General features: G+C 71.2%; 15 protein-coding genes. 12 read left to right on the top strand and 3 right to left on the bottom strand.

The window, feature by feature from the left end; genetic code table 11:
• Window position 1: 1 nt before the first annotated feature.
• Entirely contained in the window at window positions 2–727 is a 726-nt protein-coding gene (locus ACIBLC_RS01495) for a helix-turn-helix domain-containing protein (protein WP_399208559.1), read from the bottom strand.
• A 1-nt stretch (window position 728) separates the two neighbouring features.
• Window positions 729–1664 (bottom strand): AraC family transcriptional regulator, encoded by a 936-nt coding sequence (locus ACIBLC_RS01490; protein ID WP_399208558.1) that lies wholly within the window; start codon window positions 1662–1664, stop codon window positions 729–731.
• 80 nt (window positions 1665–1744) lie between these two features.
• On the opposite strand from ACIBLC_RS01490, the gene ACIBLC_RS01485 reads away from it, so the two are divergent.
• Window positions 1745–2593: an NAD(P)H-binding protein gene (locus tag ACIBLC_RS01485; protein ID WP_399208557.1), complete on the top strand. Its 849-nt coding sequence runs from the start codon at window positions 1745–1747 to the stop codon at window positions 2591–2593.
• A gap of 16 nt (window positions 2594–2609) precedes the next feature.
• On the opposite strand, the gene ACIBLC_RS01480 is transcribed toward ACIBLC_RS01485, so the two are convergent.
• Window positions 2610–3782, bottom strand: coding sequence for a YihY/virulence factor BrkB family protein (locus tag ACIBLC_RS01480; protein WP_399208556.1), 1173 nt, complete (start codon window positions 3780–3782; stop codon window positions 2610–2612).
• 17 nt (window positions 3783–3799) lie between these two features.
• Here ACIBLC_RS01480 and ACIBLC_RS01475 point away from each other — a divergent pair, with 17 nt between their 5' ends.
• The 11 genes from ACIBLC_RS01475 to ACIBLC_RS01425 all read left to right on the top strand — a co-directional run bounded on the left by ACIBLC_RS01475 (window position 3800) and on the right by ACIBLC_RS01425 (window position 15294).
• Window positions 3800–5434: an acyl-CoA dehydrogenase family protein gene (locus ACIBLC_RS01475; RefSeq protein WP_399208555.1), complete on the top strand. Its 1635-nt coding sequence runs from the start codon at window positions 3800–3802 to the stop codon at window positions 5432–5434.
• Between the two features lie 285 nt (window positions 5435–5719).
• Window positions 5720–7027: a GAF domain-containing protein gene (locus ACIBLC_RS01470; RefSeq protein ID WP_399208554.1), complete on the top strand. Its 1308-nt coding sequence runs from the start codon at window positions 5720–5722 to the stop codon at window positions 7025–7027.
• Window positions 7028–7420: 393 nt separating this feature from the next.
• The gene (locus tag ACIBLC_RS01465) at window positions 7421–8809 is read left to right on the top strand and encodes a hypothetical protein (RefSeq protein WP_399208553.1); all 1389 of its coding nucleotides are present in this window, start codon (window positions 7421–7423) and stop codon (window positions 8807–8809) included.
• 107 nt (window positions 8810–8916) lie between these two features.
• The gene (locus ACIBLC_RS01460; protein WP_399208552.1) at window positions 8917–9489 is read left to right on the top strand and encodes a GNAT family N-acetyltransferase; all 573 of its coding nucleotides are present in this window, start codon (window positions 8917–8919) and stop codon (window positions 9487–9489) included.
• Between the two features lie 162 nt (window positions 9490–9651).
• Entirely contained in the window at window positions 9652–9735 is an 84-nt protein-coding gene (locus ACIBLC_RS01455) for a putative leader peptide (protein ID WP_309500612.1), read from the top strand.
• Between the two features lie 134 nt (window positions 9736–9869).
• Window positions 9870–11561, top strand: coding sequence for a nitrite/sulfite reductase (locus tag ACIBLC_RS01450; RefSeq protein ID WP_399208551.1), 1692 nt, complete (start codon window positions 9870–9872; stop codon window positions 11559–11561).
• Window positions 11558–11737: a hypothetical protein gene (locus ACIBLC_RS01445; protein WP_383683959.1), complete on the top strand. Its 180-nt coding sequence runs from the start codon at window positions 11558–11560 to the stop codon at window positions 11735–11737. The genes ACIBLC_RS01450 and ACIBLC_RS01445 overlap by 4 nt, the downstream gene beginning before the upstream one ends.
• Window positions 11734–12444 (top strand): phosphoadenylyl-sulfate reductase, encoded by a 711-nt coding sequence (locus tag ACIBLC_RS01440; RefSeq protein WP_399208550.1) that lies wholly within the window; start codon window positions 11734–11736, stop codon window positions 12442–12444. Before ACIBLC_RS01445 ends, ACIBLC_RS01440 begins: the two co-directional genes overlap by 4 nt.
• Window positions 12441–13004, top strand: coding sequence for an adenylyl-sulfate kinase (cysC, locus tag ACIBLC_RS01435; protein ID WP_399208549.1), 564 nt, complete (start codon window positions 12441–12443; stop codon window positions 13002–13004). Before ACIBLC_RS01440 ends, cysC begins: the two co-directional genes overlap by 4 nt.
• Window positions 13001–13936 carry a sulfate adenylyltransferase subunit CysD gene (cysD, locus tag ACIBLC_RS01430; protein WP_399208548.1) on the top strand — a complete coding sequence of 312 codons (936 nt, stop codon included), beginning with the start codon at window positions 13001–13003 and terminating at the stop codon, window positions 13934–13936. Before cysC ends, cysD begins: the two co-directional genes overlap by 4 nt.
• Before the next feature lie 2 nt (window positions 13937–13938).
• Complete coding sequence (locus tag ACIBLC_RS01425) at window positions 13939–15294, top strand: sulfate adenylyltransferase subunit 1 (RefSeq protein WP_399208547.1); 1356 nt, start codon at window positions 13939–13941, stop codon at window positions 15292–15294.
• Window positions 15295–15504: the final 210 nt, after the last annotated feature.

The raw sequence follows: 15504 nt of genomic DNA, 5'->3' as shown, positions 1-15504 counted from the left end.
TCTACCCGCGGGCGAGCAGCTCACCCAGCGGTGCGCCCGCCAACTCCCTGACGTCCCGGGCCAGATGGGCCTGGTCCGCGAACCCCGCGCGGACAGCGGTCTCCACGAAGGGCACCCCGTCCCGCGCGAGGGCCAACGCCCGCTGGAGCCGCAGTACGCGCGCCAGCGTCTTGGGGCCGTACCCGAACGCGGCCAGTGAGCGGCGGTGCAACTGGCGTGCGCCGAGGCCCAGTTCGTCCGCGACGGCGGCCACCGGGCGGCCCGCGTCCAGCGCCGACACCACTTCCCGCAGCAGCGGATCGACAGGCTCCGACTCGGCGGCCCGCGCCAGCGCCACCTCTTCGAGCGCGCTCACCGGGTCCGCGGCGGAGTCGACCCGCGCGGTGAGACGCCGTACCTCCGAGGCGACCCACAGCTCGGCCAACTCCACGCGCTGATCGCGCAGTTCGTGGGCGGGTACGCCGAGGAACGCGGGCGCGGTGCCGGGGAAGAAGCGGACGCCCGCCCAGCGGCCGGGCGCACCGTCCGGGACGTACGCCCGGGTGTCGGGACCGGCGACCAGCAGCCGCCCCTCGGTCCACAGCAGGTCCATGCACCCGTCGGGCAGCACGGGCCGCGCTCCGGACGCGGCCGGGGTGTTCGTCCACACCACCGCGCCGGTGAGCCGGGACGGCCTCTCGGCGTATCCGGCGGCCGGCGCGAGACGCTCGACGGGCGGGTACGACACGCTACGCCGCCCGCGTCCGGTGCTCCTGCGGGCTGACGCCGTACACCCGCTTGAAGGCGCTGGAGAGCGCGAAGGCGCTGCCGTAGCCGACCTCGCGGGCTATCGCGCCGATGGTCTGCTCGGTGTCGCGCAGCCGGTCGGCGGCGAGGGCGAGCCGCCAGCCGGTCAGGTAGGTCATCGGGGGTTCGCCGACGAGGTCGCTGAAGCGGCGGGCGAGCGCGGCGCGCGAGACACCGGCCTTGGCGGCGAGGGCCGCGACCGTCCAGGGGTGGGCCGGGTCGTCCTGCACGAGCCGCAGCACGCGGCCCACGACGGGGTCGGCGAGTGCCTGGTACCAGGCGGGGGCCTCGGCCTCGGGGCGTGAGAGCCAGGCCCGCAGCGCGGCGATGACCAGGAGGTCGAGCAGCCGGTCCAGGACGACCTCCTGGCCGGGTTCGTCGCGGACGATCTCCTCGGCGAGGATGTCGGTGAGCGCGCAGTCCCACCTGTCGGCGGTGAGCGTGAGCAGCGGCGGCAGGGCGTCGAGCAGCCTGCCGCTGATCTCGCCCTGCATCATGTACGTCCCGATCAGCATCACCGCGGAGCCGTCGAGCCGGTCGCCCCAACTGCGCACGCCGAGGTCCCAGTGGCCCTTCATGGAACGGCCGTCGGGGTAGCTGCACTCGCCGCCCGGCAGGATCACCGCCTGCGGGACCGTCCCCGGGACGTCGGCCACGGTGTACGGGTCCGGGCCGCGCGCGATGGCGACGTCTCCGGCACCCAGCCGCACCCGCTCTCCGTCGTCCCCCGTGATCCACGCGTCGCCGCGCACCAGCAACATGATCGTCAGAGGGGCGCGGTCCTCGATACGGATGCCCCAGGGCGGGTCGAAGCACGCTCGGATCATGAAGGCGCCACGGGCGCGCGGGCCCTCCAGCAGGCCTGCGAGAGCATCCATGGCACAAGCCTAGACGCGCACATATGGGAATGAGCGGTTCAGCGATGGTTCCTTGCCGCGCACGGAAGTTCACTGGCCGTATGACAGAGAAGACGGCGGGTACGAAGGACATGACGGTACTGGTCACCGGAGCCACCGGGCGCACGGGCAGCCGGGTCGCGGAGGCCGCGCGGGCGGCCGGGCTCACGGTGCGGGCGGGGTCCCGTTCGCAGGGCACCCGCTTCGACTGGACGGACCGCTCGACATGGCCGGACGCCCTGCGCGGCGCCGACGCGGCCTATCTCGCCCACCCCACGGACGTCGGCTCCCCGGCGGCCACCGAGGCGGTCGGCGCCCTCGCGCGGGAGGCGGTCGCGCTCGGCGTACGGCGGCTCGTGCTGCTGTCGGCGCGGGGGGAGGAGCGGGCGCGGCCGACCGAGGACGCGCTCAGGACGTCGGGGGCCGACTGGACGGTCGTACGGGCGGCGTGGTTCGCGCAGAACTTCAGCGAGGGTCCGCTGGTGGAGGGGCTGGTCCACGGGGAACTGGTGTTCCCTGCCGGTGAGGTGCGGGAGCCCTTCGTCGACGTACGGGACATCGCGGACGTCGTGGTGGCCGCGCTGACCTCGGGCGACCGGTACGCCGGGCAGGACCTCACGCTCTCCGGGGCCCGGCTGCTGACCTTCCGCGAGGCGGTCGCGGAGATCTCCGCGGCGACGGGCGCCGAGTTGACGTACACCCCGGTGACGGCGCGCCAGTACGGCGACACGCTGGCCGGGTTCGGGGTGCCGGCTCAGGAGGCCGATCTCCTCGTCGAGGTCTTCGAGGAGCTCCTCGACGGCCGCAACGCCCACCTCTCGGACGGCGTCCAGCAGGTCCTGGGGCGTGCGCCGCGGGACTTCACGGAGTTCGTCAGGGAGGCCGCGGCGGCCGGGGTCTGGAAGGCCTGAGCCCCTCCCCGCGGTGTCACTCCCCCGGCGGCGGTACGTCCCCGTTCTTGTGCTGCTGGTGATGCGGGCTCTTCACATGGGTCCGGAGCCGCGAGGTCACGTCCTCCGGCGGGAGGAAGCGGGACCAGCGCTCCGGGAACTCGGAGGGCATGTCCGGGTCGTCGGAGTCCTCGGACTCGGCGTCGTACGAGCGGGACGCGGCGACGCGGGCGACGTACTCGGCGACCTGGGCCTGGCGCAGGCGTTCGTTGTTGGCGCGGGCCGCCGCCGTGGCGGCGGCCGGCCAGACCCGGTCGATGGCGGCGTTCACTGCGGCGCCGACCAGGACGGCGAACGCGGACACGCCGATCCACAGGAGGACGGCGACGGGTGCGGCGAGCGAGCCGTAGATCGTGGGGCCCTCGACCGTGTTGGTCAGGTAGATGCGGAGCAGGAGGCTGCCGAGGACCCACATGGCGAGGGCCACCAGGGCACCCGGCACGTCCTCCACCCACGGGGAGCGCACCGGCACTGACACGTGGTACAGCGTCGTCAGGAAGACCACCCCGAGGACGATGACGACCGGCCAGTACAGGATCTGCACGAGCGTCTCCGACCACGGCACGATGTTCACCACCGCGTCCGGGCCCGCCACCATCAGGGGCAGCGCGATCGAACCGATCAGCAGGGCCACGATGAAGAGCAGGAACGACATGATGCGGGTCTTCACGATCCCGCGGGTGCCGTCGAGGCCGTACATCACGGTGATCGTGTCGATGAAGACGTTCACCGCGCGCGAGCCCGACCACAGGGCGAACAGGAAGCCGAGCGAGATGACGTCGGGACGGCCGCCCTTCATCACGTCGTGCAGGATCGGCTCCGCGATGTCGTGCACACCCTTGTCGGAGAGGATCGTGCGGGCCGCCTCCAGGAGGTTGTTCTCCAGGCTGGCGATCGTGTCGGCGCCGGTCCAGTCGTCCACGTAGCCGAGCAGGCCGATCATGCTCAGCAGCAGCGGCGGCACGGAGAGCAGCGTGAAGAACGCCGCCTCCGCCGCCAGACCCAGGATCCGGTACTCCATGCACGAGTTGACCGTGTCCTTGAGCAGCAGCCAGGCGGTCCTGCGCTTCGACACGTTCCGGTAGAGCGCTCTGGCGCGGTGAAGACGACCCGAGGGAGGCCGTTCAGGTGTTTCTTTTGCCTGGTGCACATCCTTACCGTAGCTGTATGGCAGCCACCACCCACACCGTGACCAACCAGCCTCCGCCCCTGGTCGGATATGACGTCTTCGCCGCCGACCGGGCTCTCGTGGAGGCGGTCGAACGACACCTCGATCCGGCGCTCCTCGACGAGGCCCGCGGGGAGTTGTCGGCACTCGGGCTCACCTCGGGATCCGCCCAGGTCCAGGAGTGGGGCGTCCTGGCCAACGAGAACCCGCCCAAGCTGCGCACCCATGACCGCTACGGCAACCGGATCGACGAGGTCGAGTTCCATCCGTCCTGGCACCGGCTCCTCGGCAAGGGCGTGTCGGCCGGGCTGACGTCGGCCTGGTCGCGGCCGGGCGGGCATGTGCGGCGCGCCGCCGGTTTCGTGGTCTGGACGCAGGTCGAGGCCGGCAACGGGTGCCCGCTGTCGATGACGCACGCGGCGGTACCCGCGCTGCGCACCGACCCGGTGCTCGCCGCCGAGTGGGAGCCGCGGCTGACCTCCACCGTCTACGACCGGGAGATGGTCCCCGCCGCACAGAAGCCCGGCGCGCTCTTCGGCATGGGCATGACGGAGAAGCAGGGCGGCAGCGACGTACGCGCCAACACGACGGCGGCGCGACCGCTCGCCGAGGACGGGACGTACGAGCTGACGGGCCACAAATGGTTCTGCTCGGCGCCGATGTCGGACGGCTTCCTGGTGCTGGCGCAGGCTCCGGAGGGGCTGACGTGCTTCCTGGTCCCGCGGGTGCTGGCGGACGGCACGCGCAACGTCTTCCGCATCCAGCGGCTCAAGGACAAGCTCGGCAACAGGTCGAACGCGTCGAGCGAGGTCGAGTTCGACGGGACCTGGGCGCGCCGGGTCGGGGACGAGGGGCGCGGGGTGCGCACCATCATCGAGATGGTCGCGGCCACCCGCCTGGACTGTGTGCTCGGTTCGGCCTCGCTGATGCGGCAGGCCGTCGCGCAGGCCGTGCACCACGCCGGCCACCGCGAGGCGTTCGGCGGCAGGCTCGTCGACAAGCCGCTGATGCGGAACGTCCTCGCGGATCTGGCGCTGGAGTCCGAGGCCGCGACGGCACTCGCACTGCGGCTGGCCGCCGCCTACGACGACGGGAGCGAGCAGGAGCGGGCGTTCCTGCGGCTCGCGGTGCCGGCCGCCAAGTACTGGGTGACCAAACGGTGTACGCCGGTGGCGGTCGAGGCCCTCGAGTGTCTGGGCGGCAACGGGTACGTCGAGGAGTCCGGCATGCCGAGGCTGCTGCGCGAGTCGCCGCTCAACTCGGTGTGGGAGGGCGCGGGCAACGTCCAGGCCCTGGACGTGCTGCGGGCGCTCCAGCGGGAGCCGGGCGCGCTCGACGCGTATCTGCGCGAGGTGGGGCAGGCGCGCGGCGCGGACCACCGGCTGGACGGGGCGATCAAGAACCTGCTGACCGAACTCGCCGACCTGGAGGGCGTCGAGGGCCGCGCCCGCCGTGTCGTGGAGCGGGTCGCGCTGGTGCTCCAGGGGTCGCTGCTGGTCCGGTTCGCGCCGCCGGAGGTCGCCGACGCGTTCTGTGCCTCACGGCTGGGCGGTGACTGGGGTTCGTCCTTCGGCACGCTGCCGCACAGTCTGGATCTGGCCACGATCGTGGAGCGGGCGCGGCCGGTGTCCTGACCGCCTTCCCCGGCGGCCGGTCTCCCGTGCCCGCTGAGGCGAGGGTGGTGCCGCGCCGACACGGCACCACCCCCCTCTCAGGCCCCGTTCAAGGAGCGAGGGCGCCGCACGGGCGGCGCCCCTGTCATTTTCAAGGGAACTTGTGACCGTTGGCGAGGGTTGCAGACCGTTGCATTCCTTTGACACGTTGTGCGAACCCCAGGCGTGAGCCGCCGGGAGCAGGCACGATGTGGGGGTGACGGTGACGTCACCGTGTGTACGCGGTACTGGTTTCGGGAGCGCCCAGTGAAGACCACCTTGTCCGGCCCGGCAGCGTTCAGCCCCGCCCGTTTCGCTCCGCTGGACGCGTCCGAAACCGCCCGACGCCTCCAGGAGACCTGGGCCGCGACAGTCAGAGGAGAACGCTCCACGAACGCACCCCGCCCCGTGATCGGTCAGTCCTGGCAACGGGTGAAACGATTCGGCGTCAATCCGGAACAGGGCACGGACAGCGTCCTGCTACGCACGGAGGAGATCGAACACCGTCGCCACTCGACCGCGCTCGCCGGCGTCATGCCGGTCCTCTGCGGCGGCCTCGGCTCGGTCGCCGACGCCTCCCTCCAGATCGTCGTGGTCACAGACCCGGAGGGCCGGGTGCTGTGGCGCGAGGGCAACGCCGGTGTGCTGCGCCGCGCCGACACCATCTGCCTGTCCGAGGGCGCCGACTGGAGCGAGGACACCACGGGCACCAACGCGATCGGCACCGCGCTGACCGCCGGGGCCGCCGTCCAGGTGCACTCGGCCGAGCACTTCCTGCGCACGCTGCACAACTGGACCTGCGCCGCGGCGCCGGTGCACGACCCGCGGGACGGGCGGCTGCTGGGCGTCGTCGACGTGAGCGGGCCGCAGAGCACGTTCCATCCGGCCATCCTCGCGCTGGTCGACTCGGTGTCCCGGCTGGCCGAAAGCGAACTGCGAGGCCGTCATCTGGCGTCGATCGAGCGGCTGCGCGCGGTGGCCGCGCCCGTCCTCTGCCGACTGGAGGGCAAAGCGCTGGTCGTGGACCCGCACGGCTGGCTCGCGGCCGTCACGGGGATGCCGCCCGTCGACCGGGTCCCGCTGCCCAACTCCTTCGGCGCGGGCCGCTGCTGGCTGCCGTCCCTCGGGACCTGCGTCGCGGAGCCGCTGCCCGGCGGCTGGCTGCTCCGGGTCACCGAGGCCGACGCCTCGGGGTCCGCCGGCCGAGTGGTCCTCGACCTCAGCGACCTCCGGCGACCGTGCGCCACCGTCGCCGGTCCTACGGGCAGTTGGACCCAGAACCTGAGTCCACGCCACGCGGAGCTCCTGTACGTGCTGGCCGTGCACCGTCAGGGGCGCAGCGCCGCCCAGCTCGCCCTGGACCTCTTCGGCGACCCGACCCGCACGGTCACGATCCGCGCCGAACTGTCCCGGCTCCGCCGCCGCCTCACCGGCCTCTTCGACCACCGCCCCTACCGCTTCCGCGAGGAGGTCGAGGTCGAGGTCGTCCTCCCGGACGACCCGACCGGCCTGCTACCGCAGTCGACGGCACCGGCGGTGGTGGGGGCGCGGGTTGGCGGGGGTGCGGGTGAGTAGGGGGTGCGGGTGAGTGGGGGGCGTGCCGTACGGCGGACAGCGCGGGAGCGTACCCAAGTGGGCGTCGAGCGGAGCAGGTTGGGCCGCGGACGCGTCCGTCTGCGATTGACCCTGCCGTGGAAGCCCAACCCCCCCCCCGGCATCGGGGGGATCGCCCCACCATCCGGGTGACCGCACCGCGTGACCGCGCGGCGGCGGAGCGTCCGGGGACGCCGTCGTCCCGGCGTCGACGGCCGCCGATTTTCCCACCCTGTGCGTATTTCGTCAGTGTCTTCCGGGGTATTTGACCTGACCCGCCGGTCTCTGCCGTAGCATCCCTTGACAGGCCACCCCACCCGCCTCTTCGTCAACGCACCGAGTGCGAGAGGTAGTTGGCCTGACTCGGGAGGACGCATGAAGCAACGCGGCAGGCATCGTCGTCGTAGGAGGGGTCAGGCGCTGCGCGCCACACTGGCCGGAACCGCCCTCGCGCTCACCGCGGCAGCCACCCTGATCAGCACCTCCCAGGCCACGAGCAGCGGCAGCCCGGGCGCGCTGAGCCGGCTCAGCGACTCCTCGCAGACCGCACGGCTCAGCCTCCAGGAGAACCTGGTCGCCCCGAGCACGCTGGACACGCTCACCCGTCGTATGGGCGGGAACGTCGGTGTCGCCGCCGTCCTCGACAGCGCCGACCACTCGATGCGCAACGAGGACGACTGCGCCGGTTCCGAGCGCGCCGCGCTGCCCGAGGAGCCGACGGCCACCCGCGCGTACTGCTGGGACGGCGCCGACGCCAAGGCCAGGCAGTGGCTGCCGAGGTCCGTCACCACCTCCGGGGACGCGTACGAGGACAGCACATGGGGCGACCACCGGGTGATCCTGGCCGGCTGGACGCACGAGAACCAGCAGGCCGCCGACGACCACCGGACGGGCGGGCCGACGCGGGACGACGGCCTCGCCCGCGTCGCGTTCATCGACGCGACCGACCCGCACGCCCTCACGTACCGCCATGCCCTGCTCGTCGCCCCCAAGGACGGCGGGAAGAACTTCGAGGCGGTCCGCTCCCAGCTGGGCGGCATGGTCTGGTATCAGGACAAGCTGATCGTCACCGCCCGCAACGGCACCGCCCTGCTCGCCTTCGACCTGCGCCGCATCCTCAGGACCGACGTGAACAGCGCCGCGATCGGCAGGGTGAGCGGCGGCTACTCCGCGGACGGCTACCAGTACGTGCTGCCGACCATCGGCTCGTACGACCTGACGGGCGACACCTGCACCGCGGGCGACGACCGGGCAGCCCCCTGTTTCGGTTCCCTCTCCCTGGACCGCACCTCGGCACCGGACAGCCTGGTCGCGACCGAGGCGTCCACCCCCGGCGGTTCGGACCACGCCCGCGTCTGGCGTTACCCCTACAGCACCGCGCCCGACCGTACGGGCCTGCTCGCCGCCGGTTACCAGGGCCGGGTCGGCGCGAGCGAGGTCTACGTGACCAAGGCGTCCGGGGTCTCCGGCGTCCTCTCGCACACCCCGGCCGGTACGAGCGAGACCGACTGGTACGTCGCCCAGGCACCGTCGGGCGACGGCAGACACGGCACCCTCTGGCGGCAGACGGACAGCGGCGCCGATGTGGCCACCTGCACCGCGGACCAGTCGCGCGCCTGCTGGGGCCTGCGCACCGCGTCCCTGTCGTACTGGCAGGAGACGGACGAGCTCTGGACGCTGACCGGGACGGCCGCCGCCGACACGGCCTCGGGGCGGGTGCTCTACGCCGTTCCGCTGTCTGCGGTCGACAGTTCGCTCGAATAGCGGGTACGCCCGGCGGACCCGGGCAGCCCAGGGCCACGGACCCGGGCAGCTCAGGGCCGCGCGGGCTCGTTTTGGACGCCGCCCCGCCCCGTGATTCCCTGGCTCGCATGAGCACCCTCACCGTGACCACGTGGTCCCTGGAGCAGACCGCCCCGGCCGACTTGCTGCCCGCGAGCCCGCCCGCCGGAGATGTCCGGATCGTCCGCGCCGAGGTCCCCTCACCCGAGTTCAGCCGGTTCCTGTACGCGTCGGTCGGCGGGGACGTCCGCTGGACCGACCGGCTCGCCTGGTCGTACGAGCGGTGGCGGGAGCTCCTGGAGAAGCCGGGCGTGGAGACCTGGGTCGCATACGACCGGGGGACGCCCGCCGGGTACATCGAACTCGACCCGCAGGACGACGGTGCCGTGGAGATCGCCTACTTCGGGCTGATTCCCGCCTTCCGGGGGCGCCGGATCGGCGGACACCTCCTGTCCTACGGCGTCGCGCGGGCCTGGGACCTGTCGGGGCGGCTGCCGGGGCGGGCCGAGACCAAGCGGGTCTGGCTGCATACATGCAGCAAGGACGGGGAGCATGCGATGGACAACTACCTGCGGCGCGGATTCAGGCTCTTCGACACCAAGGTGGCGGAGGAGCAGGAGGTGGCCGCACCTGGTCCCTGGCCGGGAGCTCGGGCCGTCTGACCACGCCCTGAGCTGCGACGTCATGCGTCGTCGCCGGGCCGCAGCGGGACGAAGGGCCTGGTCATGTGACTGGCGACACCCGCGTCTCGCGATGCGGGACAAGGGTGTCCACATGATGGACGACGGTGGACTGTCCCGAGACCCCCGTGACACGCTTCCGTCATGTCTGGAACTGGGATTGCCTTGGTGAGTCGGCGGCACGTCGACCTCGGCCGCATGTCCAGCGCCATCTGTCCGGCGGGCTGACAGCCCCGGCACAGCCGGCATTCCCCCGTCTGCCTCCACCTGCGCAACGCGGCGCGCGTACTTCCGTACGCGCCCTACAAGCAGGTCCGGGCCGCCCTCCTTCCTGTCCCGCAGTCCCGAAGGACGTACTCACCATGGCCGCCACCCCGCAGAATCCCGCCGCGCCCCGCCGCAAGGTGAGCCGTCACCGCGGTGAGGGTCAGTGGGCCGTGGGTCACTTCACTCCGCTCAACGGCAACGAGCAGTTCAAGAAGGACGACGACGGTCTCAACGTGCGGACACGCATCGAGACGATCTACTCCAAGCGCGGCTTCGACTCGATCGACCCCAACGACCTGCGCGGCCGGATGCGCTGGTGGGGCCTCTACACCCAGCGCAAGCCCGGGATCGACGGCGGCAAGACCGCGATCCTGGAGCCCGAGGAGCTGGACGACAAGTACTTCATGCTGCGGGTGCGTATCGACGGCGGGCGGCTGACCACCGAGCAGCTGCGGGTCATCGGCGAGATCTCGCAGGAGTTCGCGCGCGGCACCGCCGACCTCACCGACCGGCAGAACGTGCAGTACCACTGGATCCGCATCGAGGACGTCCCGGAGATCTGGGAGCGCCTCGAAGCCGTCGGTCTCTCCACCACCGAGGCCTGCGGTGACACCCCCCGCGTCATCCTCGGCTCGCCCGTCGCCGGGATCTCCGAGGACGAGATCATCGACGGCACGCCCGCGATCGACGTGATCCACCGCCGGATCATCGGCAACAAGGACTTCTCGAACCTGCCCCGCAAGTTCAAGTCCGCGATCTCCGGTTCGCCGCTGCTCGACGTGGCGCACGAGATCAACGACATCGCCTTCGTCGGCGTGAACCACCCGGAGCACGGCCCCGGCTTCGACGTCTGGGTCGGCGGCGGCCTCTCCACCAACCCGAAGATCGGCCAGCGCCTGGGCGCCTGGGTCCCGCTGGACGAGGTCCCGGACGTCTACGAGGGCGTCATCTCGATCTTCCGCGACTACGGCTACCGGCGGCTGCGCACCCGCGCCCGCCTGAAGTTCCTGGTCGCCGACTGGGGTGTCGAGAAGTTCCGCCAGATCCTGGAGGACGACTACCTCAAGCGGAAGCTCGTCGACGGCCCCGCGCCCGACCAGCCGGTCGCCCGCTGGCGCGACCACGTCGGTGTGCACCGGCAGAAGGACGGCCGCTTCTACGTCGGTTTCGCGCCGCGCGTGGGCCGGGTGGACGGCACCACCCTCACGAAGATCGCCGACCTGGCCGCCGCGCACGGCTCGGGCCGACTGCGGACCACCGTCGAGCAGAAGATGATCGTCCTGGACGTGGAGCGGGAGCGGATCGACTCGCTGGTCGAGGGTCTTGAGGCGCTCGACCTCACGGTCAGGCCCTCCACCTTCCGGCGCGGCACGATGGCCTGCACAGGCATCGAGTACTGCAAGCTCGCGATCGTCGAGACCAAGGCGCGCGGTGCCTCCCTGATCGACGAACTCGAGCGCCGTATCCCCGAGTTCGAAGAGCCGATCACCATCAACATCAACGGCTGCCCGAACGCCTGCGCCCGTATCCAGGTCGCGGACATCGGTCTCAAGGGCCAGCTCGTCCTGGACGACGAGGGCAACCAGGTCGAGGGCTTCCAGGTGCACCTGGGCGGCGCGCTCGGTCTCGAGGCCGGTTTCGGCCGCAAGGTCCGTGGCCTGAAGGTCACTTCGGACGAGCTGCCCGACTACGTCGAGCGCGTCCTCAAGCGTTTCCAGGAGGAGCGCGAGGACGGCGAGCGTTTCGCCGCCTGGGCCACCCGCGCCGACGAGGAGTCGCTGACATGAGCGAGCGGGCCGCCCCTTTCTACTGCCCCTACTGCGGTGACGAAGACCTTCGTCCGAGCGAGCAGGGCCACGGCGCGTGGGAATGCGCGGCGTGCAACCGGGCCTTTCAGCTGAAGTTCCTCGGGCTGCTTTCCCGGGGTCTTCAGCGGAATGACGATGGAGGGGCAGGGACATGACGGCGATTCAGGAAGAGCGCACGGACGAGGACTTGAAGAACCTCGCGGAGCAGGCGGGGCGTGAGCTGGAGGACGCGTCCGCCCTGGAGATCCTCCGGTGGGCGGTCGGCACCTTCGGCGAGGAGTTCTGCGTGACCTCCTCCATGGAGGACGCGGTGGTCGCCCACCTCGCCTCCCGCGCACTCCCCGGCGTGGACGTCGTCTTCCTCGACACCGGCTACCACTTCCCGGAGACCATCGGCACCCGGGACGCCGTGGAGGCCGTGATGGACGTCAAGGTCATCACGCTCACTCCGCGCCAGTCGGTCACCGAGCAGGACGCCGAGTACGGCCCCGCGCTGCACGACCGCGACCCCGACCTGTGCTGCGCGCTGCGCAAGGTCAAGCCCCTTGAGGAGGGGCTCACCAAGTACAGCGCCTGGGCGACGGGCCTGCGCCGCGACGAGTCCCCGACCCGGGCGAACACCCCGGTCGTCGGCTGGGACGCGAAGCGCCGCAAGGTCAAGATCTCCCCGATCGCGAGCTGGACGCAGGACGACGTGGACGCGTACGTCGCGGAGCACGGTGTGCTCACCAACCCGTTGCTGATGGACGGTTACGCCTCCGTGGGCTGCGCGCCCTGCACCCGGCAGGTCCTCGAGGGCGAGGACGCGCGCGCCGGCCGGTGGGCAGGCCGCTCGAAGACCGAGTGCGGGCTGCACGGATGACCACGACAGACACCCTGGAGAACCAAGTGACCGGAGCCACCGTCTGGCTCACGGGTCTGCCGAGCGCCGGCAAGACCACCATCGCGTACGAACTCGCCGGGCGGCTGCGCGAGGAGGGCCACCGTGTCGAGGTGCTCGACGGCGACGAGATCCGTACGTTCCTGACGGCGGGCCTCGGCTTCAGCCGCGCGGACCGGCACACGAACGTGCAGCGCATCGGGTACGTCGCCGACCTGCTCGCCCGCAACGGCGTCAAGGCCCTGGTTCCGGTCATCGCGCCGTACGCCGACAGCCGCGAGGCGGTGCGCAAGCGTCACCAGGTCAGTGGGGCGGCGTACATCGAAGTGCATGTCGCGACTCCCGTCGAGGTGTGTAGCGAGCGGGACGTGAAGGGCCTGTACGCCAAGCAGGCCGCGGGCGAGATATCGGGGCTCACGGGTGTCGACGACCCGTACGAGGAGCCCGAGTCGCCCGACCTGCGCATCGAGTCGCACACCCAGACCGTGCAGGAGTCCGCGGCCGCGCTGCACGCGCTGCTCACCGAGAGGGGTCTCGCATGACGACCGTCGTGAATGTCTCCCAGGGGACCGGCAGCCCGTACGCGCTGTCGCATTTGGACGCGTTGGAGTCCGAGGCGGTGCACATCTTCCGCGAGGTCGCGGGCGAGTTCGAACGACCGGTGATCCTCTTCTCCGGCGGCAAGGACTCCATCGTCATGCTCCACCTCGCCCTCAAAGCCTTCGCCCCCGCCACCATCCCCTTCACCCTCCTGCACGTGGACACCGGCCACAACTTCCCCGAAGTCCTCGCCTACCGCGACCGCGTCATCGCCCACCACGGACTACGCCTCCACATCGCCTCCGTCCAGGACTACATCGACCGCGGCATCCTGCGCGAACGACCCGACGGCACCCGCAACCCCCTCCAAACCCTGCCACTCACCGAAAAAATCCAGGCCGAACACTTCGACGCCGTCTTCGGCGGCGGACGCCGCGACGAAGAGAAAGCCCGCGCCAAAGAACGCGTCTTCTCCCTCCGCGACGAATTCTCCCAATGGGACCCCCGCCGCCAACGCCCCGAACTCTGGCAGCTCTACAACGGCCGCCACGCACCCGGCGAACACGTCCGCGTCTTCCCCCTCTCCAACTGGACCGAACTCGACGTCTGGCAGTACATCGCCCGCGAACACATCGAACTCCCCGACATCTACTTCGCCCACGAACGCGAAGTCTTCCAACGCTCCAACATGTGGCTCACCGCAGGCGAATGGGGCGGCCCCCGCGACAACGAAACCATCGAGAAACGACTCGTCCGCTACCGCACCGTCGGCGACATGTCCTGCACCGGCGCCGTCGACTCCCACGCCACCACCCTCGACGCCGTCATCACCGAGATCGCCGCCTCCCGCCTCACCGAACGCGGCGCCACCCGCGCCGACGACAAAATGTCCGAGGCCGCGATGGAAGACCGCAAACGCGAGGGGTACTTCTAGACATGACCAGCACCACCGAACCCACCGTGCCCCTGTCGGTCGAGCAGCTGTCGGCCACCACCCTGCTGCGCTTCGCCACCGCGGGGTCCGTCGACGACGGCAAGTCCACGCTCGTCGGACGTCTGCTGCACGACTCCAAGTCGGTCCTCACGGATCAGCTGGAGGCCGTGGAGCGCGTCTCTGCCAGTCGCGGCCAGGACACCCCCGACCTCGCCCTCCTCACCGACGGCCTGCGCGCCGAACGCGAACAGGGCATCACCATCGACGTCGCCTACCGCTACTTCGCCACCCCTCGACGCCGCTTCATCCTCGCCGACACCCCCGGACACGTGCAGTACACCCGCAACATGGTCACCGGCGCCTCCACCGCCGACCTGGCCGTCGTCCTGGTCGACGCCCGCAACGGTGTCATCGAGCAGACCCGCCGGCACGCCGCCGTCGCCGCCCTCCTGCGCGTCCCGCACGTCGTCCTCGCCGTCAACAAGATGGACCTCGTCGAGTACAGGGAGACCGTCTTCGCGGCGATCGCCGAGGAGTTCACGGCGTACGCCTCCGAGCTGGGCGTCCCCGAGATCACCGCGATCCCGATCTCGGCGCTCGCCGGCGACAACGTGGTGGAACCCTCCGCGAACATGGACTGGTACGGCGGTCCGACGGTGCTCGAACACCTGGAGACGGTCCCGGTCAGCCACGACCTGGCCAGCTGCCACGCCCGGCTGCCCGTGCAGTACGTGATCCGCCCGCAGACCGCCGAGCACCCCGACTACCGGGGTTACGCCGGGCAGATCGCGGCCGGCACCTTCCGCGTCGGCTCCCCGGTCACGGTCCTGCCGTCCGGTCGTACGTCCACGATCGCCGGGATCGACCTGCTGGGCACGCCGGTCGACGCGGCCTGGACCCCGCAGTCGGTGACTCTCCTCCTCGATGACGACGTCGACATCTCGCGGGGCGACCTGATCGTGCCGACCACGGACGCGCCGCCGACCACCCAGGACGTCGAGGCGACCGTCTGCCACGTCGCCGACGCGCCCCTGGTCGTCGGCCACCGTGTCCTGCTCAAGCACGGCACCCGCACGGTCAAGGCGATCGTCAAGGACATCCCGTCCCGGCTGACCCTCGACGACCTGTCCCTGCACCCGCACCCCGGACAGCTCGTCGCCAACGACATCGGCCGCGTCAAGATCCGTACCGCCGAACCGCTGCCGCTGGACTCGTACGCCGACTCGCGGCGCACCGGCGCGTTCATCCTGATCGACCCGGCCGACGGCACGACGCTGACCGCGGGCATGGTCGGCGAGTCGTTCGCCTCGCCGGAGCCGGTCAAGTCCGAGACCGACGACGACGGTTGGGACTTCTGACATGAGCCTCAGGGACTTCTACTCCACGTTCGCGAAGGAAGGCGGCCGCGTCGGCAGCGGCGCCCTCGGCAGCGGGCAGGGCGGAGTCGCGCGATGTGCGCGATGACGTACGCGCACCGCTTGCGCGCCCCGTCCCCCCACCCGACGTCGCGGATGCGACGAAGACCTGTCGACCTTCCCGGCCACGCACCGAAACCGTGACCGCCGGGC

It is taken from the genome of Streptomyces sp. NPDC050535, assembly GCF_044457665.1.
GTDB lineage: Bacteria > Actinomycetota > Actinomycetes > Streptomycetales > Streptomycetaceae > Streptomyces.
Note: the sequence above shows the minus strand (reverse complement) of the source record. Positions and strands in the feature narration are given on the sequence as shown.